Below are 21,800 nucleotides of genomic sequence, written 5' to 3'. Positions count from 1 at the left end.
GAGCCGGGTGCGGTGAAAGCCGCAAGCCCGGTTCGGGAAGGGGCCGCCGGAAAAGGACCTCACCCAGAGGCACCTCGCCGGCGGCCTACTTCACGCGTCCTCACCCCCGAGCAGCAGGCGCGAATCCGCCTTGATGCGGAGCACACCGAGTTCCGGTTCGAGACCGCGCACACCTGGCACTCGCTCATGGAACCGGACCGCTACCAGCGCCTCCTGCAGGTCCTGCGCGCCCACCGCGCCGAGCGGGCGCTCTACTTCGAACGCCCCTCCTCGGACGACAACTTCGAGGGCATCATGGCCCTCGTCACCGATCCGGCCGGACACCTGCTGCTGCACCACCGCGACGACAAGCCCGGCATCGCCTGGCCCGGCTACTGGACGCCGATCGGCGGGTGGCGGGAAGCCGACGAGACCCCCGAGCAGACCGCGGCCCGGGAGATCCACGAGGAAGCGGGGATCACCGTCACCCGCATCCGTCCGGTCCCCGGCCCGCAGCACGAGCTCGTACATCCGCTCACCCGCGTCCTGCACGCCACCTGGGACGGCCCCGCCTCGGACCTGCGGCTCGGCGACGAGGGCCTGGCCGTGCGCATGGTTCCCCTCGACGAGGTGCCGCTACTCAAGGTCCCGCCCTACATGCAGCACTACCTGCCGCTGATCACCGGCGGCCTCCCCTTCGAGAGGACCGCGTGAACCCCCGAGTCCACGCCGAGCCTCCGGCCGCGGGCGAGGACCCGTTGACGCTGGTCGTCGGCGTCCACCTCGTCCTCGCCGACGCCGGCACCGTGCTGCTCGGCCGGCGCCGCAACACCTCGTTCGCGAACGGCATGTGGCACCTGCCCGCAGGTCACATGCAGACCCGCGAGACGGTCACCGGCGCGATGTGCCGCGAGGCCGAGGAGGAGCTGGGCATCCGCATCGCCGAGGAGGACCTCGTCCTCCTCCACACGCTGCACCACCTCGACCCGGACGACGGCCGCTCCCGCCTCCAACTGTTCTTCCGCCCCCTGCGCCACACCGGGCGGATCCGCAACGAGGAGCCGCACAAGTGCGAGGAACTGCGCCGGTGGCCGCTCCACGCGCTGCCGGCCGACACGGTGCCGTACACCGCCCATGCGCTCGCCGAGATCGGCCGCGGCAGCACCCTGTCCACCGTCGGGTGGACCGCATGAGCGCCGCCGCGGTCCCGGACGACGTGGACCGGCTGTCCAGACCCGCCCTGACCCCCTGACCACCGTTTCCCAACCAGCCTTGGAGGTAGTGCTGTGGAGAGCCTGCGGCAGGCCGTGTCCGTCATCGCCCACGACCGGGACAACAGGCGGGTGGCGCTGATCCGCTACGCCGCGAACAGCTGGAGCACGACGCCCGTCTGGACGATCCCGGGCGGCAAGGTCGAGGTCGGCGAACGCCTCGACGAGGCCGCCGCCCGAGAGCTGCACGAGGAAACCGGCCTGGTGGTGGCGCCAGGGGACCTGCGGCTGGTCCACACGGTCCAGGTCAAGCAGGGGTGGGACGGCAAGGGCCCGTTCCTGCTGGTCGTGTTCCTCGCCACCGCCTGGGCCGGGGAGCTCACGAACACCGAACCGGACAAGCACCTCGCCGTTCAGTGGGCCCCGGCCGACGCCCTGCCGCTGCCCATGTTCCCCACCTCCCACAGCGCCCTGACCATGTACCTGACCGGCGGGCGCGGGTTCTCCACCCACGGCTGGGACGGCTCGTTCGACCCGCGCGACCTGGTCGGAGCGTGAGGCAGGTGGGCCGCCACCGACGACCCCCCGACCCGCTGCTGCCGGCCGACACGGACGCCCGCCTCGACGCGATCGCCGGCCGCCGCGCGGTCGTGGAGGAAGGCGTCGTCGTCTTCCCCCAGTCCGCCGTCCCCTACGCCTACCGCACCGTCCACCGCCCCGACGGCGGCGTCGACCGCTACCTCGAACGCCTCGAACCCCCGTCCCCGCACCTGCCCCTGTGACCGCGCCACCCGGAGGAACCACCTTGCCCCTGCTGCCCGTTCGCCCCGCCGGCCCCGACGACGCCGACGAGCTGCTGCGCCTGCGCGTCGCCGTCCTCGACGGCGGCCCGCTCACCGAACAGTGGCGCACCACCTTCCGTGACGACATGCACGAGCGCCTCGGTACCGACCCGAACCTGCTCGCCTACGTCGCCCCCGCCGAGGAGGGCCTGGCCGCCTGCGCGATCGGCATCGTCTACCGCGGCTACCTCGGACCGGCCTTCCCCACCGGCCTCTGGGGCCGCATCCACACGGTGGCGACCGACCCCGACCACCGGCGCCGCGGCCACGGCAGGGCCGTCACCACCGCACTCGTCGAGGCGTTCAAGGCCCGCGGCTGCGGCTCGATCGAACTGCGCGCCACCGCCGCCGGCGCGAGCCTGTACCGCACCCTCGGCTTCGAGGCCCTGGACGGCTTCATGACGTTGCGCCCCGGCCCGGGCGGGTGGGTGCGCTGACCGCCTTCGACCTCGACGCCTACAACGACCAGGCCCGCAACGGGCCGTGCTTCATCTGCTCGATGCTCGACGGCGTCCCCGGCTACGAGCACCGGGTCGTCCTGGACGACGGCGACCACGTCGCCTTCCTCGACCGCTATCCCACCCTGCCCGGCAAGGTGCTGGTCGCTCCGCGCGCCCACGTCGAGGACACCATCGGCGGCCTCACCGAGGACCGGTACCTCGAACTCCAGCGCGTGGTCCACCGGGTCGCCACCGCACTCGCAGCGGTCGTCCCGACCGAGCGGGTGTACGTACTGAGCCTGGGCAGTATGCAGGGCAACTCCCACGTCCACTGGCACATCGCCGCCCTGCCACCCGGCGTCCCCTACGAGCGGCAGCAGTTCCACGCCCTGATGACCGAGGGCGCGGGCGTCCTCGCGGAAAGCCCCGAGCGGGACGAACACCTTGCCGCCGCCCTGCGCACCCGCCTCGGCGGCCCGGACCCCCAGGGGACCTGACCGCCGAGCGACCCTGGCCTGCTTCGCCCCCGCGCCCCGCCGGCTGGCCGACACGGACGACCGGCCCTGATCACAGCCGCCACCCGAAGGAGAGCGCTTGAAGACCCGCAAGCCCACCACCGAACCCGACGGGGACGTCTCCGCCAGCGAGCAGTTCCTGTTCGGCGGCCGGCTGCGCTACGACTACGGCTTCACCTCCCACGAGCAGACCATGCTCACGATCGGCTTCCTCACCGTCGCCCGCCAGATCCCCGGCCTGCTGCGCACCGCCCTGCGCCTGGCGTGGCAGGCCGACCGCACCGCCCTGGTGGTCGTCGCCGTCGCCGAGACCGGTCGTGCGCTGGCCGCCGCGTTCGGGCTGCTGGCCACCAACCGGGCGCTCGGTGCCCTGTTCGCCCAGGGCAGCGCGGACCGGCTGCTGCAGGCGGCGCTGCCGGCCGTGCTCTCCGTCGGCGCCGCCTCCGCCCTGGCCGCGCTGCTCGGCATCGCCTCCGCCTGGGCGGGCGACCGGCTGGAACCCAAGACGGAGCGGGCGGCGACCGTCGCGTTCCTCGGCCGCGCGGCCCGGGTCGAGCTGGCCTCCCTGGAGGACCCGGAGTTCAGCCGGCTGCTGGAGTCCGCCCGGTTCGGCACCGCAGCGGTACGCCGCCTGATCGGCCAGAGCATCGCCGTCCTCACCGCCCTGCTCGGCCTGGTCGCCGCCGGCGGGGTGCTGCTCACCCTCGACCCGGTGCTGCTGCCGATGCTGGTGCTGATCGCGGCGCCGAAGGGCTGGGGCGCGGTGCGCTCTGCCCGGCGCCGCTACGGCTCGGTGATGGCCTGGCTCCAGCACCACCGGGCCGCGGCCATACTCGCCCAGCTGATCACCCAGCCGCACTCCGCGCCCGAGGTCCGCGTCCACGCCATCGGCCCGTTCGTCCTCGGCCACTACGTCGCGATGGCCGAGGCGTCCGAGCAGGAGCAGAACCGGCTCGCGCGCGCCACCGCCGGCACCTCGGCGCTCGCCTCCGCCCTGTCGGGGCTGGCCTCCGCCGCGACGTTCGCCGTCCTGGGCTGGCTCGTCCACGACGGGCAGATGGCCCTGGCCGTCGCCGGTACCGCGGTCGTCGGCATCCGCACCGGCGCCGCCGACATCACCTCCCTCGTCAACACCGCCAACGGCCTCTACGAGGAGGCGCTGTTCGTCGCCGACCTGGAGCGCCTGCAGCGCGAGGCCGAACGCCGCGCCATCCCCACCGGCGGCACCGACCTGCCGCACCGCCCCGAGGCGATCACCCTGGAGGACGTCGGCTTCACCTACCCCGGCCGCAGCACCCCGGCCCTGTCCGGTGTCACCCTCACGATCCCGCGCGGGAAGGTGATCGCCCTGGTCGGGGACAACGGCTCCGGCAAGTCCACACTGGTCAAGGTCCTCTGCGGCCTCTACCTGCCCGACACCGGACGGATCCGGTGGGACGGCACCGACACCGCCGGCGCCGACCGCGACCAGCTGTTCTCCTCCGTCTCCGTCCTCGAACAGGACTTCCAGCGTTGGCCGTTCACCCTGCGCGCCAACGTCCTGGTCGGCCGCCCGGAGCACGGCGACGACCCCGCCCTGCTCAAACACGCAGCCGACTACGCTGACCTGCACCCGATCGTCGAGGCGCAGGACCGCGGCTGGGACACCCTCGCCGCCCGCGGCTTCGAGGGCGGCGTGCAGCTGTCCGGCGGGCAGTGGCAGCGCGTCGGCATGGCCCGCACCCACCACCGGGCCACCACCGACGGGCCCGGCGGACGCCCGACCCACCTGGTGATCGCCGACGAGCCGACCTCCGCCCTCGACGCCCAGTCCGAGGTCGCGGCGTTCGCCCGCATCCGCGAACTCGCCGACCAGGGCCTGACCGTGGTCCTGATCACCCACCGCCTGGCCGCCACTGCCGACGCCGACCTCATCTACGTCCTCCACCAGGGCCGCCTCGCCGAACAGGGCAGCCACGCCCAGCTCATGGCCGACCCCGGCGGCCGGTACCGGGCCTCCTACCTCCTCCAGGCCGCCCAGTACGCGAGCGCCGTCCCCCACCAGCGCGACGGCGAACCGGCCGCCGAGTCCGCCTGACCCCCCGCCGGGCAGGAACCCGGCAGGGTTCCTGCCCCGTCCACCACCTGGAGGTGCTCGATGTCCGACCGGAGACGGCTGTACGACGCCGCACACGCGGTTCGCCTCGCCTACGACCAGCTCAATCAACGACGGCTCGGGCGGCGCTGGGACCTCACCGACTACGCGCTCGGCTTCGCGGGCGACGTCGGCGACCTCGCGAAGCTGGTCATGGCCCACGAAGGGCACCGCACCGACGTGGCTGCCGACCGCGAGGCTCTCGCCCACGAGCTGTCGGACTGCCTGTTCTCCCTCCTGGTGATCGCGGAGGAGACCGACATCGACCTCGAAGCCCGGTTCCCCTCCGACATGGCCGCTCTCACCGCCCGCATCCGCGCCCAGCTCGCCCCCGGCACGGCCGGATGAACCAAACACCGGTCCGGTGCGGGCAGGTCGGGTTCTGCCTGCCCGCACCGGACACCGCCGACCGACCCGACCCTGGAGCGGCCCTCGTGCGCATCGCCAACTTCAACCTCTACAAGGCCAGCCCGTCCGAGGTGGGCACGGACCGGTGGCAGGACCGCGTCACCGCGATCCGGGAACTGGCGCCCGACATTCTCACCGTGCAGGAGATCCTGGTCGACGAGGTGCCCGACCCGCAGGACTGGGACCGCGCGGCAGCCGAAGTCGTACGGCGCCTGGCGGCCGACTGCGGGCTGGTCTGCGAGGTCCCCCGCCGGGGCACGGCAGGCGTCGCAGCGGCGGCGAGCTTCCGCCGGCCCTGGTACACGGCCGTCCTGTGGAACCCCGCGGTCGCGGCCCCGGTCCCGAACGGGTTCCTGGCGTACGGGGCACCCGACTTCTGGCACGGCCTGGCAACCGTCCGCCTCGACGTCGGCGTCGCCGAGCCGTTCCTGGTCGCCTCCTACCACGGCGACCCGTTCAGGCCCGACTTCCGGGCGAACGAGGCACTGCGGCTGAAAGGGCTCCTGCGGCGCACCGGCGGTGCGAAGGTGGGCCTGGTCGCCGGGGACTTCAACTCGATCTCGGCCGCCACCGGCCCCGGAGGCGGCTTCTACGACGTGGAGCCCTACACCGGCCAGGACCACGACGACCTGGAGTACCAGTGCGTCCCGGAGACGATCGGCTCCACCAACCTGGCCGACCGCCGGCCGACCAGGGCGCTGCTGCGGAACGGGTTCACGGTCGACGCTGCCGCCTACCTCGGTGCGCGGTGGCGGCCGACCGTCGGGTACTGGGCGGACGGGGACGGTGACCCGGACCCGTGGGGCGAACGCCGTATCGACCTGTTCCTGGCCACCCGCCCGGTCGCGCCCGCGCTCGTCCGCTACGGCGTCCACCTCTCGCCGGCCGGTGCGACGGCGTCCGACCACCGGCTCGTCCACGTCGACATCGACCCCGCCGGGATCGCTCGCACCTGACGGGCACGGCCGTCGCCGTCCCCACCCGCTTCGCCAACGGGACGAGGTCCCGCATCCCCGGCCGGTCCACCGCTCCGCCGCAGTTGCCCCGCCCCGTCCGCCGGCCGGAACCCCGGCCGCACCCGCACCCCATGGAGGCACCATGTCCGAGCCCGGCAACCCCGACCCCGTCCACACCCACGGGGTTCCCGTGTCCGCTCCCGACTGGCAGGCCCTGCTGCAGCAGGGCACCGGCCCGACCCAGGCCGAGTTCCGCCGGCTCGTGGAGCAGACCAGGCACTATCACGGGTTCAGCCCGGACCTCGTCTGGGGCAACCTGCAGACCCGCGAGTACGCCAGGGAGGTCCTGCGGCTGGTCGTCGACCTTCACGACATCCCCCGCGACATCGACGCCGGGGCCGCCGAGCGCGTCGCCCGCGCCCAGTACCTCGGCCAGGGCGGGCGCACCCACCACGTCCTGCTGGGCGAGCAGGCCCTGCTCACCGGCATCGGCGGCCCGGCCGTGATGCGTCCCCAGCTCGCCCGCCTGCTGGAGGCGATGGACCTGCCCGGTCTCACCCTGGGCATCATCCCGGCCCGCGCCCGCCTGCACGTCTACCCGGGGGACGGCTTCGGGATCTTCGACGGCGCCCGGGTCGAGGTCGAGGGCTACCGCGGTGGCGAGACGATCACCGACGACCGTGTCCCGCTCTTCCAGCGGGCCTTCGACCGGCTCAAACAGTCCGCCGTGTACTTCGACGACGCCCGCGCCATCATCACCACCGCCCTGCAGAACACCTGACCGCCCCCGTTCCTCCAGCCCGCGAAGGACACCGCCTGTGCCACCGACCTCCGCCCCGTCCCTGCGAACCGGCGAGCGGCCCGGCCGCAACGACCGCCCCAGCGAGGACCGCATCCTGGCCACGCCCTCCGGCGACGCCTTCGTGGTCCTCGACGGAGTCTCCACGCTCTCCGACGACCGGCCCCGCGGCGGCTGGTACGCGGACACCCTCGGCAAGCTGATCCTCGACTGTCTCGCCTCGGGCCCGGGGGTCGAGCTGACCGAGGTCCTGCACGACGCGATCTCGGCGATCACCCGCGAATACGCGCTGACACCGGGGGCCTCGCCCGCAGCGACGGTGTCCGTCGTGCGCCTGGGCGACACGGTGGTCGAGGCCGCTGTCCTGGGCGACAGCCCCGTCGTGGTGACCGGCCACGACGGCACGGTGAAGGTCCTCACGGACACCCGCCTGGCCGAGCTGGTGGAGACCCGGCCGCAGGCTGCCGAGTACCGGCGGCGCCTGGCCGCGGGCAGCGGCTTCGACGACGGGCACCACCGGCTGCTGGTCGAGCTGCGCGACGCCCAGATGGGCTGGATCAACCGGCCGGGCGGCTACTGGGTGGCCGAGGCCGTCCCGGAGGCCGGCCGCCAGGCAGTCACGGCCACCTGGCCGCGAGCCCAGGTCGCCCAGATCCTGGCGGCCACCGACGGGGTGTCCAGCGCAGTCGACGACTACGGCCTCTACTCGTGGGCTGAGCTGGCCGCCGCCTGCCGCGCCGACGGGCCTCAGGCCGTGGTCGACGCCGTCCACGCCGCCGAGGAGCAGGACGCCCACGGCCGGGCCTGGCCCCGCTACAAGCAGAGCGACGACAAGGCCCTCGCCGTCCTCGATATCCCGCCTACCGGCTGACCCGCCGCCCGCAGCCCTGCCGGACGTGAGCATCACCACTTACGGCCCGGTAGGGCTCCCTGGGGACCCAGGCCACCCATACCGTCGAAAGCAGACAGAAAGGGTGCCCTGTGGCTGTATGGGCGGATTCCTCCGAAGCGGCAGCGCTACTGATGACGTGCTCGGATTGCCTGGAAATAACGGAATACCGCCGCTCGGGGACCTGTGGATCGTGGCCCTGCCCGGCGCGCCGGGGCGCGGGCGCCCGAGACGTCTGCGTGCTGCTGCGGACCCTGCCCGAGGACTGGCCCCCCGCGGCCCGTCGGACACCATCCGGGTTCCCCGAGATTCCCGGGCAGGCGAGGGCCGCCTGACCGCACCCCTCGGCGGGACTTCCCGACGCCGACGGGCCACTTTGCCCCACCGTCGCCTCACTGCCGGGCCGGTACCTGCGCCTTCGTGTCGTCCAGTGCCCAGGCCAGCCACTCCAGCCCCCGTTGGAGCGGGGTTCCGCGCCGGTCGGTCAGCGCATCGGGGACCTCGAACAGGTCGGGCAGCGGCACGTGCTCGCGCAGCAGCTCCTCGGCCAGCGGCGCCACCCACTCGTACCCGGGGGCGCCCGCGCGGCCGGTGACGAACCCCTCGACCACCGCGGCGGCGCGCACCGGATCGCTGGCCGTCGCTCGGATCTCCGTCTCCGGTACGTCACTCACGCGCCCGGCGTGCTCTTCGGCAGCGGCCAGCAGGAGCAGCGCCAGCGCCTGCAGCCCGTGGACGGCGTGCGAGTCGTACGGGCCCTCGTCGCCCTCCCAACGGGGTTCGACAAGTTCGGCTGCCCGCCACAGGGCATCCGACCACCCGGCCGATCGTGCCGGCGCCGCCAACGCGCCGGCCCTCCACCACAGCCTCTTCTTGACCACTCTCGTCTCCTTCTCGGCAGCCCTGCCCTCACTATGCCCGGCCGCGTACAGCAGCTGCCGCCGTTCCGTCCGACTCGGCAACCCTGTGCGGGGTTCGGAGGCTGACCGGACCCCGGTGTCGGGGCCTTGCCTTCCCGGCGCACGCCCCGGATCCCTGGCGAGGATCTGGGTGCGCGGCTCGGTCAGGTGAGTTCGGCCAGGAGTTCGTCGGCGGTGCGGGCCATGGCGTCGGTGAGCGGCCCCAGGGTGCCGGTCCGCTTGTAGGCGCGGGCGGTGTTGGCGCACAGCAGGAGGCGGGACAGCCGTCCCGAGCGGGAGGTCAGGACGTCGGCGAAGAGGTCCAGAACCTTCTCGGCGACGGCAGGCTGTGGAAGGGAGGCCGCCCAGAGGCAGGCGGCGTCGAGTCCGACGGGGGCGTTGCCCCAGTCCTCCCAGTCGAGGACGGCGAGGTCGGGGCCGCACAGGTTGGCCCAGCCGAGGTCACCGTGGGCGCAGGCCCAGTCGGTGACGGCGGTGTCGACGGTATCGCCGTAGATCTCGCGGATGCGCGCGGTGAGGTGGGCCTGGGACATGCACAGGCGGTCGGTGGTGTGGCCGCCGAGCGCGTCGAGGGCGGCGCGCAGGTCAGTCCACCACCGCTCGGGCAGGTTCGGGTCGCTGCCGAGGTCGGCGCGGTGGGAGATGGACCGGGCCGGGATGTGCGTCATCTCGTCGGCGCGCCAGACCACACCGCGCCGGGTGTCGGTCCAGGAGGCCGCGGCGAACCATTCGGGCCGGGGAACGCCGGTGAGGGCGGCGGCGGCTTCAAAGCCGGTCCAGCGTTGGCCGTTCAGCCGGTCGGGCCGTCGCCAGGCCAGCCGGACCCAGGTGCCCGCTGCCGTGGGGAACCCGGCGGAGCCGTTGTGGGCCGAGTAGTGGCCAGCCTTCCGCTGGAGGGTGCAGCCCAGGCGGCTCTCCGTGGTGTCCAGGACCTCCTCCAGGTCGACGGTCGACAGGTCATCCAGGTTCTGCTGCACGGGCGTTGTCCCCTCCTGCCTCGCGGTGTTCTCGCACCGTAGCGGCTTCGCGCAGCAGTGTCCGGTAGCGGGCGAGGGTGTCGGGGTCGGTCTCGATGTCGCGGGTGGCGGTGGCGAGTTCGGCGAGGTGCGCGGGGTCGGAGGTGCCTGCAGCGATCCGGGCAACGGCGGGTGTGCCGTAGGCGATTGCGAGGGCTGCCTGCAGGGCGGGGGCGGTGCGCCGTCCGGCGAGGAATGGCCTGGTGTCGAGCTTGTGCCAGAGAGGGTCGGCGGGGTTGCCGCCGAAGGGGGCCATGCCCCAGCGACTTCCGGGGCTGAGTTGTTCGGCGAGCCGGTCTCCAGCGTCCAGGACGTGGGCAGGGACGGCGAGGCCGGCGCGGGTCATCAGGACGTCCGGCCGGGGTGCCTCGTCGAGGTGGGCGAGGAGCGGGGCGGGGTTCCAGGTGGAGATGCCCCAGCGGCGGACGCGGCCCCGCTCGCGCAGGCGGACGAGTTCCTCGGCGGCGCGGGCGAATCCGGCCGGGTCATGCTCGGGGTTGTGCAGAAGCAGGGTGTCCGGAGGGCGGCCCAGGTCGCGGGCGGCCTGATCGGCGGCGGCACGCAGGCGGGCGGGATCGAGGTCGTGGCCGCCGGGGAAGTAGCCGATCTTGGTGGTCAGGTCGAAGCGGCGAAGGAGAGGGCCGGCCTGGTCGGCTAGCACCCGGTGGGCCTGGTGGTGCTGGTAGTTGGCAGCGGTGTCGAGGGCGGTTACGCCGAGGTCGAGGGCTGCGGCGAGTAGGTGACGGCGGGGACCAGCCCGGTATAGCCCGAGGGCGAGTCGCCGTTCAGCGGGGCGCACAGGCCCTCCTTCACGAGGTGGTCGGCGAGCGCGGCCAGGTCGGGTCCGCCGTGGGCGAGGTGGACCGGGTGGCCGGACAGCAGGGTGCGCAGGGGCTGTTCGGCGCGAGGCCGGAAGGCGAGGCGCTTGCCGGCAGCGACGACCAGGACGCTGTCGGCGGTGGTGGTGATCTCGGGTGCGAACTCGGTGACGGCGACGACGGCTTCCAGCGGGCCGAGGGAGGGGATGTGCGGGAGGTGGCGGGCTGGCGGGGTGTTGGCGCGGGTGGCCGCGAGGTAGGTGGCAGGGTCGTGGTCACGAGCGAGGTCGGCCAGGCGGGCGACGAGCAGATCGTTCGCGGGCACGCCGTCGGCGGTCTCCAGGTCGGTGCGCATGAGCTGGTCGGCGCGTGCGGTGTCGGCGAGGGCGGCGATCCAGCTGACCGGGGTGCGGCGGGTGAGGCCGAAGGTGACGTGGAGGGTGTGGCCGTCGTCGCCGGAGCCGACGCGGGTGGCGGTGTGCCAGTATCCGCGGGGGATGTGGATCACGTCGCCCGGGTTCATCACCCCGGCCCACAAGATGTCCTCGGCGGGGGTGAGATTGCGTTCAGCGTCGCGATACATCGGCACCGGCCTCGACGGGCCACGGACCTCCCACGCCTTCTGGCCGGAGACCTGGACGCAGACGACATCGTGATCGTCCCAGTGGAGGCCGAAGCCGGCGGTGTCGCCCACGCCCAGGTAGGCGTTGACCGAGACCAGTTCGCCCGACCACCACCCCAGCGCCCGGCAGGCCACCTCCAGGGTGGGGTCGAAGGTGTCGACACTGTCGAGGACCAGCGAGCCTCCGGCGGACAGGACCCTTCCGAGCGCGGCCATGTCGGCCTGCTTGACCGCCTGGCGGCGCCGGTTGACCACCTCGGTGAGGTACTCCGAGGGGTGAAGTTCCTCGCCTTCGGCGTAGCAGCGCAGCTGCGGGTTGGCCAGGTGCCTTCGCATCACCAGGTCCAGGAGCCGGTGCGACGTCATCAGCCGGGCGGCCAGGTCCGGCTCCGTGAGCTGCCCGCGGGCGAACGCGCGCCCGATGGCGCCCGGCCCGTCCCAGCCCAGCGCCTTCTCGATGCCTGCGACGAGCCGGTGCTCCATGCGGTCTCCTAGCCTCGGGGAAGGTTCAGGTCACGGTTCTCGCCGTCATCGCCGGCACTGTTGCCGGAGCTGGTGACGTCCGAGCGCTCCGCCTCGTACCGGTCATGCGCTCCGGAGAGCTGCTCGACCGCCAACAGCAGGTCATCCTCGTTCATGGGGGTCACCTCCCTTCTCTGCCCGGCGGGACGACTGACCTCGGTCGCGCGAACGGTCCGATGCCCCGATGAGCAGTCTTCGAACGTAGGCGAAAGACAGGACGATCGCAGCGCCGGAACCAGCCACAACCTGCGCTCCTCAGACCAGCCGCCGGCCTGCGGGTCGACACCGGGCGCGGTACGGAGCCGCTGGTCGTATCCGACCGCAACGGTGGCGGATTATGGGCAACCTGGCCGCGTGACCGCGTTGCTCAAGTTGGCACCCCCGGGGTTGGAACACGGGGCCGCTGCGCGGTGCCAGCCTCCGATAATTCGTTTGTCGGCACCGACCGCGCCGCGCTTCCATCAACGGATGGAGACAGTAACTCCCCAGCTCCTCAACGAGTTTCGTGACCGCGGGTACACCGTTGTGCCTGATGTCCTCGCCCCGGGCCAGGTAGCCGACTGGCGGGCGCTCGTCGGTCGGCACCTCGACCGGCAGCCGCCCGAGGACGGTCGGACCGGACCGTACTTCCTGTGGCCCGCCCTGGCCCAGGACCCCGAGCTGCGCGACCTGTACTGCACCAGTACCGTCGCCGATGCGGTCGAGCCCCTCCTGTTGGCCGGACTCCCTCTGCCGGAGCCGGAGGTCGCGCAGCTAGCGGTCACCTTGCCCCCGCACCCGCACCACCCCGGCGCTCCACACATCGACGGCCTCACCCCCACCGAGGAGGACGGTCGCCCGGGAACGTTCACCGTGCTCGCCGGCCTGCTTCTGACCGACCAGCGCTGCCGAGACCGGGGGAACCTGTGGGTGTGGCCGGGCACCCATCTGCGCACCGGGGCGTGGCTACGTGAGCACGGCGCCGACGCACTGGCCACCGCGGTGCCCTACCCGCCGGTCGAGCTGGGCGAGCCGGTCCAGGTCACCGGAGCGGCCGGAAGCCTGGTCCTGGTCCACTACCTCCTGGCGCACAACATCGGCGGGCATTTCGGGACCGCCCGCGACGAGCGGCGCGAGACCGTGTACTTCCGCCTTCGCGCAGGCGGCCACCGCAGGCGCTGGCGTGAGGTCGTAACCGCTCCGTTGATGGAGTTCGCCGGCTGACGCACACGGTCCGCACCGGGGACGCGGCGCGACTACTGCATGGGTAGCGGCGGCAAATTACGGCCAACTGCCATCCAGGACCGAGCGCTCCCTCGCCGTCAAGGTGGAGCTACGCAGCGGGTATCACGCGACGGCCTGTTCGCTGGGCGCGTCGCTGAGGTGCAGCAGCCGCTGCAGCTCGTTCTTGCGAACCCGGTACTCGACCCCCAGCCGCAGCACGGTGCAGGGGTACTGGCCGGTCCTGGCGAGCTTGTAGCCCGTCGTGCGGCTGAGCGACAGCAGCGCGTTGGCTGTCGGCAGGGGGACGGCCGGCGGCAATTGGGCGAACGAGCGCCGGATGTCGGCGTCGTCCACTCCGAGGAACTGGAGCAAGTCGGTCGTAATGACCCTGTGGCCGTCCCCCACCTGGATAATCCCGCACGGATATTGGCCGGTCCGGGCCATCAGGTAGCCCTTAGTCCGACTCAGGGCGAGCATCCGGTTGGCGTCAGTCAGCAGCAGTGCCGGGGGGAGGCTCGCGAGGGCCGCCCGCGAGTACCGGGCTCCAACCGAAGCCGCAACTTCCCTCACGTCGACCTCCAGGACATAGCGCGTTCTCTGTGAGAGAAACATCTATCACACCTTCCACGAGAGAAGCATTTCGCGGGTTACACTTCCTTCATGACATCCCAGCCAGCCATCCAAGACTTCACCGCTCGAGTCGGCAGTGCGGTCAAGGCCCTCCGCACCGAGGTCGGCCTCAGCGCACCGGAACTCGCTGCCGCATGTACCGAGCTGGGAGTGCCGGTCGCCGGGAACGCGATCAACAAGATCGAAACCCTCCGTCGGGAATCCTTGAAGCTGGAGGAGGCCCTCGCCTTCGCTGTCGCGCTCAGGGTGCCGCTCGTCAGCCTCATCGTCCCGCTCGACGGTGAGGCCGAGGTCGACCTCCTCCCCAACCTCAGACTGCCGGTCTGGGAAGCCGCGATGCTGATCACCGGCGAGGACCCGCTCGACGGCGCCGCCGCCGAAGACCGCTCCCACACCGTTCTCGCCATCTACCGCGAGCACGCGGTCGACGTCCGGACCGCCCTGATCTCGACTCGCGAGGCGCGCGAACGTCGTTCCCAGGCTGTCCAACACGAGGTCGGATCGGGCCGATATCAGCAACTCTCGCGCCAGGCATCTGAGTTCGAACGCATCGGGGCCGAGGACTGCCAGCGACTGCGGGAGACCCGCGCTCACATGCGAGAGCAGGGCCTGCACCCCTCACCTTTGCCGGCCGTTCTGGCCTTCATCGACTCGGACGAATAGGGCGAAGACTGCATGAAGGACTCCAGCGTCCTGCTCCACTGCGGCTGCTCCGAAGGGCTTCAGGGCCAGGTACGTGATGCCGACCTGCTGCAAGGAGTGCTGCCACCAGCGCATGCTTGCGCAGGCGCGACAAGATCCGGACTGGCCACCGACTCATCCCTGAAGCTCTCTCGGCCAGTCCAAGGATCACCAACGTGCACCAACTCTTCGCTCGACCCGCGGTCCCCGCGACGCATCATGCCCGTTCCGGTGAGTGTGCGCCGTGAACGATCTGCAACAACCTGGAGGCGACACCGGCCAGCCCTCGGTCGTCGACCTGCTCCACAGCGGCTGGTACACCGCGGACGAGCTGGCGCCCCTCCTGAAGGTCGATCCGTCGACCCTCCGCCGCTGGCGCACCGCCAAGCCTCCTCAAGGGCCGCCCTTCGTCCGTCTCGCCAACCGGACCGTCGTCTACTCCATACCTGACACCCAGGCGTGGCTCGTATCCCAACGAACAGTTCCCACGAAACCGGAGGCCGCATAGCTTGGCTAACACCCCAGTGATCGTCCCGATCGCAATCGACCTGACCGACGACATCGAGTTCCGGCCGGACCGGCGCCCCGACTTCCGGTACCGCGCACGTGTGCGGTGGTGGGATCCCGAAGGCGGCGGGCGAAAGTCGCTCTCCAACTCCGTTGCGTCCGAAGACGAGGCGAAGGATTGGATCGACCGTCTGCGCAAGGCGGCCAAGCGCGGAATCGTTCCGTCGCTCTCGAATGTGACGTTGGCGGACTACGGGGACGAGAACTGGGACCTGGCCATGCGTGGCCTGGAGCCGAAAACCCTCGACCCCTACCGGGCCGGGTGGAAGCTCCGGGTCGTCCCGACCATGGGACATGTCCCGGTCGTGTCGATGACCAACGGAATCACCGACCGGGCCCTGCACGCCTGGATATCCGACGAGGTCGGCAAGTCCTCCGTCAAGAACACCCTTGCCCCCCTCGTCCGTGTCATGGAGCAGGCCCGCCGCGACGGCATCATCGACCTCAACCCGTGCCGAATGACCGGCTGGCAGTCCCTGTACAAGCAGTTCGAGGACGAGCTGGACAACCCCCGCGCCCTCGCCCTGCCCGACTGGGACGCCCTCGACACCCTCGCCGAGGCGCTCGTCGCCCGTTCCCACGGGGCCTACCGGATTTGGGGCGACGTCGTCCGCTTCGCAGCGTGCACCGGCGCCCGCATCGGCGAGGTCTCCGGCGTCCGGGTGAAGGACATCAATCGCTTCGACTGGACGTGGGACCTCTGCCGGCAGACCACGCCAAGTCCCGGCGGACTCGTCGACAAGGGCACGAAGGGAAAGCGCCGCCGGACCGTCCCGATCATCGAAGAGATCCGCGACATGGTGACCTGGCGACTCACCGTCGTCGGGGACGACCCAATGGCCCGTCTGTTCACCGGTCCCCGGGGCGGGCGGATCAGCACGGCCGTCCTGCGCGATGCCACCCACTGGGACGAAGTCGTCATGAAGCTGAGCTACCACTGGTTGCGCCGCCATGGCCTTCGGCACACCGGCCTCACCTGGCTCGCCGACGCCGGAGTGCGCCTGCACGTCCTCCAGCGCATCGCCGGGCACGGGCAGATCACCACGACCCAGCGCTACCTCCACCCCTCGCACGCCGACTACGTCGAGGCCGGCAACAAGCTCAGCATCCACCTCAACGCGGGCCGAGAGACCGTGCCGGCGGATCCTGAGCCCACCGCCCCCCTCCGCCACCTCTACGTCGTCCGCTAACAGCTGTCGGGGGGTGCACCCACCGGTGGGTGCACCCCCCGAGGGCCGTTCCACACATAGGCTCCCCGAAGCCACGTCACGCCGCCAACACCCCGGAGCTGACTTTGAACCACGAGAGCGCGGCGTTCCAGAAGGCCCTCGGGCAGACGCTCACCGAGCTGGCCCGCCGCGGCGTCACGCTAGGGCCCAACGGAGTAGCGGACGCCATCGAGCAGCAGGCAACCGCCATCGCGACGGCGCTCGGCATCAGGAAGCGCGAAGCGTTGACCCATATCGACCCCGCCGCGCTCGCCGAAGCCGTCGCCTCCGTGGCCCGACAGCGCGAACACGACGGCCTCGTTGCGGGTGAGGGGCCGTTTCCGCCCGTGGACAACCCCGAACTCGCGATGATCCTCGCCGGCGTACCGGACGCCCTTGTGGAGAGTGGAGGCGATCTCTACTTCGTCATCCTCAACGTCGCGGTCAACGCCTGGATGGCCGGCCACGTGCACGGCGAAGACGGCTGCAGCGGCTGCGACTTCCGCGGCGACACCGGCCACGACTGGCCGGCCCGCATGGCCACCCTCAGCGCGGCGGCCCCGGACATCACGAAGTGGTTCGACCGGGACGTCTGGACGAAGGCCCTGGAGAACAGCGGCTACACAGTCACGCGCAGCTGAACCCCTCGGCGCCGCAGCGGCTGGTCACAGGTACACAACGACCAGGCCGTCGGCGTGCTCGGCCAGCTCCGCCGAGACGCCGTCGGCCGGGTTCTGCAGCGCCGCCTGGACGTAGCTGGGGAGGCCGGTGCGCAGGCCACGCAGCGCGTGCTCGAAGAACGGGCGGCCGAAGTGGCCCCGCGTGCCGGGCAACGCACCGAAGACTCGTCCGCTGGCTTCCAGGTCAGTGTGGACGTCGGGCAGGACTGCCGTCTCGTACGTGGCGGAGGCAGCCTTGGCGAGTTTGTCGGTCATGAACCGGGCTACCTTCCGCGCTCCGGCTTGCCCGGGGGTCAGCAACTCGCGCAGGCCGTTCATCTCCGGGCCCAGCCGCATCCGGTAGTAGAGGGCGAGGGCGGGATCGTCGCTGATGAGCCCCGGCTCGGTGAGCCTGCTGAGCGGCTCCGCGTGGTGGAAGACGTCCTCGATCGAGTCGAAGCCCCCGAGGAAGGGCAGCTTGGCTGGCGGGGCCGTCGCACGGAGCCTTGCGTTCTCGACCGCACGCTGCGCGATGAGCGCGGGCAGGATGGTCACACCGGCTCCCCGACGCTCGTGGCACGGCACACCCTGATGCCGCAGAGAGCACCGCATGCCGCTGCGGTAGACGGCATCGCCGGCATAGAAGGTGTAAGCGGCCATTACCTCGAAGAACTCAGCAGCAGCGAGGAGTCGGTCCATCTGCAGGCCGGTCCGACTCTCGTGATGGAAGCCGATCTTCCACCCTCGGCCCTTGGGGCGAATGACCTTGGCCTGGACGAGGCAGCCGAACGCCTCCCCGGTCCGGTCCACCCACCACCAGAGGTAGTCACCTCCGACCCAGCTCTCCTGCCCCTTCGCGAACTTCACGTAGGCGACCTCGGGCGGCAGACGGCTGCAGAGATGAGTGGTGACGTACTCCTCTTCGAACATCACCCCCTGGGCGAGCTGAAGGCTCATCTCGTCCTCGGCAGCAGCGATGGCCCGCAGGAACGCCCGGTGCGCGGGCGGCTGGTAGTCGGCGGGCTGTTCAGCGCTCACGGACACCTCCGAGGACAAGGGCCGACCATTGTGTCACCCCCGCGGTGCGGTCGGCGGCCACCATCCGACGAGCGCCGCGCCGGCAGGCTCGGCTGTCATCGGAGGGCGGCCACCAATGGCCTCCAGAGCGGGTGGACCAAGTCGGGCACGACGAGGTGCGCGGTCTTCCTCGCCCGGGTCATCACGACGTACAGCAACTTGGAGCCGGTAGGAAAGGGCTCGTGTTCGGGCCCGTGGTACTCGTCGCTGCCGAGCAGCAGGATCGTGGTGTCGGCCTCACGGCCCTTGGTCTGATGGAGGTTCATGACCTGGATGGGAGCGCGCCGGGCTGTGACCGTGCCGACCAAGGCGTCGTCGCGGGCCCGCAGCATCTCCTGCTCGACGGCTTCGATACCAGTTCCATCAGCCAACTTGCGTAGAGCAGACCGAGTTTGGCGGGCAGCCTGGAGCCAGGTCTCCTGGCCGCGTGAAGCGCCGACCGTGCTGTAAGCGTTCGTGATCACCTCAGCGAGCCGGTCGGTGTCGGGAAGCTCACTGCTACCGACGGCGTCCCGAAGGTCGCGGGCCAGCCGCCTCAGAGCGTTCTGCAGGACAGTGTTGGTTGACGGGTCGAGCATCTGGCTGGCAAGCGGGACACGGACCTTCTTCTTCCGCTGCTCGGTGGCCTGGACGTAGACGGCGAGTGTGCGTCGGACCCTGGAGTCGGGGAGCTTCAGGGCGAACTTGAGCAGGGCCAGCTGGGCGGCGAGGGCTTCGCCGTACGCCTCGATTTCGCCGACGAGTTCGTGAGTCATGCCTTCGACGCGAAGCGCGTCGGAGAGGCTGAACGTAGCGTGGTGCGTGTGGGTGAAGATCGCGACCGTGTGGCTGGCCCTCCGGGCCGCGCGTACGAGGCCGATGACCTCGGCGTGTCCGTTGCCGGTGGTGTAGTCGGTGACCGAGATCCTTCCGGCGTCGGCGGCGGTGCGGATCGCGGGGTGCGCGAAGTTCCGCCGCAAGGCAGCTTCAGCGGCGGCTGGCAGCGTACCGCTGGGGTCGCGGTAGCTGAGCGGCGGCAACGGGATCTTCGCTGCCCCCGGTAGGACCATGGCGTTGGCGATCCGGGCATCGGCGTCGATCTTCTTGAACCCGGCATAGATGCATTGGTTGGCGTCGCCAAGGAGGATACGGCGGGCGGACGGTGCGATGCGCTGGAGGAACTGCCACTCCTGGTCGCTGGTGTCCTGGAACTCGTCGCAGATCACGAGCCCATACCGGCCGCTGTAATGGTCCCGGACCTTGTCCAGCGCCAGCAGGCGATTCGCGGCCGGGAGCAGATCGTCGTAGGTGAGGCCGGAGCCGGATGTGGAGGCTTCGAAGAGGCGTTGTGCCTCGCTCAGCACCATCTGGGGCGCGGGGTAGCCGTGGTGCTGGCCGAAGCTGGTGATGATGCGCCAGGCGAAGCCGTGGAAGGTCGCCACCTCCAGGCGCGGCGCCATCGGGCCGATCACCCCGGCGGAGCGGTCCAGGATCTGTGCGACCGCGGTACGGGAGAAGGAGAGGAAGAGGACCCGCTCGGGGGCAGGCAGTCTCGTCCGCCGCGCGGACCGCTGAGCGGCCTGCCGCCGGAGCACGAGCTTCTCGTCCGCTGCGTCGAGGTGGCGGCGGGCTGCGGCAACGGCCGTGGTGGTCTTACCCGTTCCCGCTCCACCGAGGACCACGCGCACCGGAGCGGTGTTGTCGATGACGTCCTGTTGCGCCCCTTGCGCTTCGTAGGTCACGCCTTGTCCCCTGCCGGCCGGGGAACGTCCGGCAGGTCGATCATGGCGGGGCCGCTGTAGGCGGGGTCCGCCCCGCAGACGATGGCGTCCAGGAGAGCCTCCAGGAGCGGCGGATGGACCACAGGCTGGTCGTCGTCAACTTCCTCGTCCGGGCCGGCTGGTGCCGGTTGCAGCTCCTGGTAGAGGGCATCCAGGAACGGCTCGTGAAGGCCCTTCCTGTGGAGGCGCTCGCAGAGCTTCGTGACGCTCGCCTCGGTCGCTCCACCGGCCAGGGGGTCGGTCTCGCCGAAGGCCGTGAGGACCGAACTGGCGGCGGTCAGCTGGGGGAATCCGACGCCGGCCGTCATCGCGCGTTCGATGGCGGTCCTCTCCGGCAGCCTGATCACCACGTCACACGCCTGCTGCACCTTGGCCACCTGGGCGTCGGTCTGCGGACCCGGCTTGTCCCGGTCGATCACCCCGACGACGCGGAAGCCGAGCTGCTTGGCGAGTTCGGCGATCCGGGGAACCTGGTCGATGCCGCCGTCTCCACCCGTTCCCGCCGCGACGAGGCGGACACCGAACGCCGAAAGGGGCAGCTTGCCCGGCGGGTACCGGCGGTTGGCGAATGCGAGCACCGCGACGTCGTGCGGGCCTTCGGTGACCGCGACGGCCGGCGCGGTAATGGCGGGGAGCAGTTGCGTGTGGAGCTGGCGGTGGGCGACCAGCTCCTTGCGGTCGCTGGCCTGCGGAAGCTGGTGATGGGTCCGGGCGCCGTTGTGGCGCACGAGCCGGACGACTTCGGTTGGCTCGAACGCGCGTGCCACGTCGGGCCGGCGGGTGGACAGCCAGGTCTGGCCGGAGCGGTTACGGATGAGCGAGGCGAGGTGCTCGGCGGTTGCCGCGTCGAGCTGGTCGCCGAAGTCGTCGGCGAGCACGATCGCGCCAGGGACGTTCGCGAGGAGCATGGCTTCGGCCATGGAGAGAATTGCGGTGACGGTGCTGCCGTGGTTGGCCAGCGCCAGCGGCCCGGCGGTGTCCAGCCGAAGCGAGGCCCGGAGGGTGCGCAGGAGAGCCGCGACCGAGCCGTCCTCCGCGAGGAAGCCGACGTCCGTGGCGGTGACCGGGGTGTCGCCGAGGCGGGTGCCGGTGCCGCCGACCGCCAGCACGGCGTCGACCGCTTCGGTGATGGCGGGGTCTGCGGACAGGGCGGCCACCGCGTCGCCGACCGCGTCGCGGAGGACCTCGAAGGCTGCGGTGGCAGCCTTGGCGTCGCGCTCCTCGATGTACCGCCGCAGACTTCCGCCGGCACGCAGCTGGAGCGGCACGCTGGCGTTGAGGGTGATGACCGGGAGTTCGCGGCGCACGGCGGCCGGCACCCGGATGTACTGTCCGGTCTCCGGGTTGCTGCGGTCCGGGTAGTAGACCGCGCTCTCCCACGTCTCGGCCTCGGTGTCGTAGCTGAGCCGGTAGGCGATGCGGACGCACTGGGGCGCGGTCGGGTCGGCCTCGTCGCTCTCGACCGCGGCTCCGGAAGGGTCCAGCGGCTGGAGGTGGCCGTCGACCAGCTGCTCGACGGCCGGATCGAGGTCGGTCAGCGTGACCTCGACCTCCGCAAAGTCGGCCCGGACGAACGGCTCGGTCTCACCAGGATCCCCGCCGCAGCCGCTGTCGTCCCCGAGCGCCGGCTCGTCGTCCTCCAGGGCGTCCGCCTGTGCGGCGGCTGGCGGCTCCTGGTGGAGGTCGGAGAGGCGGGGGCTCTGCGCGGCGTCCGGATCGAGCACGCGGGCCAGCGCCTCGACGATGTCACTTCGGCCGGCGCGGGGAATCCCCGCCAGCACGACGTGGTCACGCGGACGCAGGTCGAGAGACTTCCAGCCCCGGAAGTTCGAAATCAGCAGACGGGTAACTCGCACCACCCCATCATCGCGGACAACAGGCGGCTCTGGCACCGCATTTACCGCATGAGGGATCAGAACGGACGTTCGGGATCGACCGACCCGA

General features: G+C 71.4%; 25 protein-coding genes. 16 read left to right on the top strand and 9 right to left on the bottom strand.

Going from position 1 to position 21,800, the window contains the following annotated elements; genetic code table 11:
• The first annotated feature begins 186 nt into the window (after positions 1-186).
• The 11 genes from ACFXHB_RS29230 to ACFXHB_RS29180 all read left to right on the top strand — a co-directional run bounded on the left by ACFXHB_RS29230 (position 187) and on the right by ACFXHB_RS29180 (position 8,155).
• The gene (locus ACFXHB_RS29230) at positions 187-693 is read left to right on the top strand and encodes an NUDIX domain-containing protein (RefSeq protein ID WP_380577670.1); all 507 of its coding nucleotides are present in this window, start codon (positions 187-189) and stop codon (positions 691-693) included.
• Entirely contained in the window at positions 690-1,172 is a 483-nt protein-coding gene (locus ACFXHB_RS29225; protein ID WP_380577669.1) for an NUDIX domain-containing protein, read from the top strand. Before ACFXHB_RS29230 ends, ACFXHB_RS29225 begins: the two co-directional genes overlap by 4 nt.
• A 93-nt stretch (positions 1,173-1,265) precedes the next feature.
• Positions 1,266-1,748, top strand: coding sequence for an NUDIX domain-containing protein (locus ACFXHB_RS29220; RefSeq protein ID WP_380577668.1), 483 nt, complete (start codon positions 1,266-1,268; stop codon positions 1,746-1,748).
• A gap of 5 nt (positions 1,749-1,753) precedes the next feature.
• Positions 1,754-1,972, top strand: a complete 219-nt coding sequence (locus tag ACFXHB_RS29215) for a hypothetical protein (protein WP_380577667.1) — start codon at positions 1,754-1,756, stop codon at positions 1,970-1,972.
• A gap of 23 nt (positions 1,973-1,995) precedes the next feature.
• A complete protein-coding gene (locus ACFXHB_RS29210) occupies positions 1,996-2,469 on the top strand; it encodes a GNAT family N-acetyltransferase (protein ID WP_380577666.1) in 474 nt (157 codons plus the stop codon).
• Positions 2,457-2,969: an HIT family protein gene (locus tag ACFXHB_RS29205; RefSeq protein ID WP_380577665.1), complete on the top strand. Its 513-nt coding sequence runs from the start codon at positions 2,457-2,459 to the stop codon at positions 2,967-2,969. Before ACFXHB_RS29210 ends, ACFXHB_RS29205 begins: the two co-directional genes overlap by 13 nt.
• A gap of 97 nt (positions 2,970-3,066) precedes the next feature.
• Positions 3,067-5,064 carry an ABC transporter ATP-binding protein gene (locus tag ACFXHB_RS29200; protein ID WP_380577664.1) on the top strand — a complete coding sequence of 666 codons (1,998 nt, stop codon included), beginning with the start codon at positions 3,067-3,069 and terminating at the stop codon, positions 5,062-5,064.
• Between the two features lie 60 nt (positions 5,065-5,124).
• Positions 5,125-5,469: a nucleotide pyrophosphohydrolase gene (locus ACFXHB_RS29195; protein ID WP_380577663.1), complete on the top strand. Its 345-nt coding sequence runs from the start codon at positions 5,125-5,127 to the stop codon at positions 5,467-5,469.
• Between the two features lie 86 nt (positions 5,470-5,555).
• Positions 5,556-6,485, top strand: a complete 930-nt coding sequence (locus ACFXHB_RS29190; RefSeq protein WP_380577662.1) for an endonuclease/exonuclease/phosphatase family protein — start codon at positions 5,556-5,558, stop codon at positions 6,483-6,485.
• A 142-nt stretch (positions 6,486-6,627) separates the two neighbouring features.
• Positions 6,628-7,266: a DUF5753 domain-containing protein gene (locus ACFXHB_RS29185; RefSeq protein WP_380577661.1), complete on the top strand. Its 639-nt coding sequence runs from the start codon at positions 6,628-6,630 to the stop codon at positions 7,264-7,266.
• A gap of 37 nt (positions 7,267-7,303) precedes the next feature.
• Positions 7,304-8,155, top strand: a complete 852-nt coding sequence (locus ACFXHB_RS29180; protein WP_380577660.1) for a protein phosphatase 2C domain-containing protein — start codon at positions 7,304-7,306, stop codon at positions 8,153-8,155.
• A 410-nt stretch (positions 8,156-8,565) separates the two neighbouring features.
• Here ACFXHB_RS29180 and ACFXHB_RS29175 read toward each other — a convergent pair whose 3' ends face one another.
• The 5 genes from ACFXHB_RS29175 to ACFXHB_RS29155 all read right to left on the bottom strand — a co-directional run bounded on the left by ACFXHB_RS29175 (position 8,566) and on the right by ACFXHB_RS29155 (position 12,187).
• On the bottom strand, positions 8,566-9,054 hold the full coding sequence (locus ACFXHB_RS29175; RefSeq protein ID WP_380577659.1) for a hypothetical protein: 489 nt from the start codon (positions 9,052-9,054) through the stop codon (positions 8,566-8,568).
• Between the two features lie 182 nt (positions 9,055-9,236).
• Positions 9,237-10,070, bottom strand: a complete 834-nt coding sequence (locus ACFXHB_RS29170; protein ID WP_380577658.1) for an aminoglycoside phosphotransferase — start codon at positions 10,068-10,070, stop codon at positions 9,237-9,239.
• A complete protein-coding gene (locus ACFXHB_RS29165; protein WP_380577656.1) occupies positions 10,051-10,908 on the bottom strand; it encodes an aldo/keto reductase in 858 nt (285 codons plus the stop codon). Before ACFXHB_RS29165 ends, ACFXHB_RS29170 begins: the two co-directional genes overlap by 20 nt.
• Positions 10,818-12,032 carry a JmjC domain-containing protein gene (locus ACFXHB_RS29160; protein ID WP_380577655.1) on the bottom strand — a complete coding sequence of 405 codons (1,215 nt, stop codon included), beginning with the start codon at positions 12,030-12,032 and terminating at the stop codon, positions 10,818-10,820. Before ACFXHB_RS29160 ends, ACFXHB_RS29165 begins: the two co-directional genes overlap by 91 nt.
• Positions 12,033-12,040: 8 nt before the next feature.
• Positions 12,041-12,187: a hypothetical protein gene (locus tag ACFXHB_RS29155; protein WP_380299731.1), complete on the bottom strand. Its 147-nt coding sequence runs from the start codon at positions 12,185-12,187 to the stop codon at positions 12,041-12,043.
• A gap of 352 nt (positions 12,188-12,539) precedes the next feature.
• On the opposite strand from ACFXHB_RS29155, the gene ACFXHB_RS29150 reads away from it, so the two are divergent.
• Positions 12,540-13,274, top strand: coding sequence for a phytanoyl-CoA dioxygenase family protein (locus tag ACFXHB_RS29150; RefSeq protein WP_380577654.1), 735 nt, complete (start codon positions 12,540-12,542; stop codon positions 13,272-13,274).
• A 123-nt stretch (positions 13,275-13,397) separates the two neighbouring features.
• Here ACFXHB_RS29150 and ACFXHB_RS29145 read toward each other — a convergent pair whose 3' ends face one another.
• The gene (locus ACFXHB_RS29145; RefSeq protein WP_380577653.1) at positions 13,398-13,646 is read right to left on the bottom strand and encodes an integrase; all 249 of its coding nucleotides are present in this window, start codon (positions 13,644-13,646) and stop codon (positions 13,398-13,400) included.
• A 288-nt stretch (positions 13,647-13,934) separates the two neighbouring features.
• Between ACFXHB_RS29145 and ACFXHB_RS29140 the strand changes: the two genes are divergently transcribed.
• From ACFXHB_RS29140 to ACFXHB_RS29125, 4 genes are all read left to right on the top strand, one after another.
• Entirely contained in the window at positions 13,935-14,567 is a 633-nt protein-coding gene (locus tag ACFXHB_RS29140; RefSeq protein WP_380577652.1) for a hypothetical protein, read from the top strand.
• A gap of 262 nt (positions 14,568-14,829) precedes the next feature.
• Entirely contained in the window at positions 14,830-15,093 is a 264-nt protein-coding gene (locus ACFXHB_RS29135; RefSeq protein WP_380577651.1) for a helix-turn-helix transcriptional regulator, read from the top strand.
• Position 15,094: 1 nt separating this feature from the next.
• Entirely contained in the window at positions 15,095-16,342 is a 1,248-nt protein-coding gene (xerC, locus tag ACFXHB_RS29130) for a tyrosine recombinase XerC (RefSeq protein WP_380577650.1), read from the top strand.
• A gap of 104 nt (positions 16,343-16,446) precedes the next feature.
• Positions 16,447-17,001, top strand: a complete 555-nt coding sequence (locus ACFXHB_RS29125; protein WP_380577649.1) for a hypothetical protein — start codon at positions 16,447-16,449, stop codon at positions 16,999-17,001.
• Positions 17,002-17,025: 24 nt separating this feature from the next.
• Here ACFXHB_RS29125 and ACFXHB_RS29120 read toward each other — a convergent pair whose 3' ends face one another.
• The 3 genes from ACFXHB_RS29120 to ACFXHB_RS29110 all read right to left on the bottom strand — a co-directional run bounded on the left by ACFXHB_RS29120 (position 17,026) and on the right by ACFXHB_RS29110 (position 21,712).
• The gene (locus tag ACFXHB_RS29120; protein ID WP_380577648.1) at positions 17,026-18,057 is read right to left on the bottom strand and encodes a hypothetical protein; all 1,032 of its coding nucleotides are present in this window, start codon (positions 18,055-18,057) and stop codon (positions 17,026-17,028) included.
• A 95-nt stretch (positions 18,058-18,152) separates the two neighbouring features.
• The gene (locus ACFXHB_RS29115; RefSeq protein WP_380577647.1) at positions 18,153-19,817 is read right to left on the bottom strand and encodes a UvrD-helicase domain-containing protein; all 1,665 of its coding nucleotides are present in this window, start codon (positions 19,815-19,817) and stop codon (positions 18,153-18,155) included.
• Positions 19,814-21,712, bottom strand: coding sequence for a hypothetical protein (locus ACFXHB_RS29110; protein WP_380577646.1), 1,899 nt, complete (start codon positions 21,710-21,712; stop codon positions 19,814-19,816). The genes ACFXHB_RS29115 and ACFXHB_RS29110 overlap by 4 nt, the downstream gene beginning before the upstream one ends.
• Positions 21,713-21,800: the final 88 nt, after the last annotated feature.

The organism is Kitasatospora sp. NPDC059327 (assembly GCF_042752535.1).
GTDB lineage: Bacteria > Actinomycetota > Actinomycetes > Streptomycetales > Streptomycetaceae > Kitasatospora.
Note: the sequence above shows the minus strand (reverse complement) of the source record. Positions and strands in the feature narration are given on the sequence as shown.

Excerpts from the sequence above, each read along its gene's own strand:
- ACFXHB_RS29155 (WP_380299731.1), bottom strand. The coding sequence starts at position 12,187 with ATGAACGAGGATGACCTGCTGTTGGCGGTCGAGCAGCTCTCCGGAGCG.
- ACFXHB_RS29230 (WP_380577670.1), top strand. The coding sequence starts at position 187 with ATGGAACCGGACCGCTACCAGCGCCTCCTGCAGGTCCTGCGCGCCCAC.
- ACFXHB_RS29195 (WP_380577663.1), top strand. The coding sequence starts at position 5,125 with ATGTCCGACCGGAGACGGCTGTACGACGCCGCACACGCGGTTCGCCTC.
- ACFXHB_RS29150 (WP_380577654.1), top strand. The coding sequence starts at position 12,540 with ATGGAGACAGTAACTCCCCAGCTCCTCAACGAGTTTCGTGACCGCGGG.
- ACFXHB_RS29185 (WP_380577661.1), top strand. The coding sequence starts at position 6,628 with ATGTCCGAGCCCGGCAACCCCGACCCCGTCCACACCCACGGGGTTCCC.
- ACFXHB_RS29160 (WP_380577655.1), bottom strand. The coding sequence starts at position 12,032 with ATGGAGCACCGGCTCGTCGCAGGCATCGAGAAGGCGCTGGGCTGGGAC.
- ACFXHB_RS29140 (WP_380577652.1), top strand. The coding sequence starts at position 13,935 with ATGACATCCCAGCCAGCCATCCAAGACTTCACCGCTCGAGTCGGCAGT.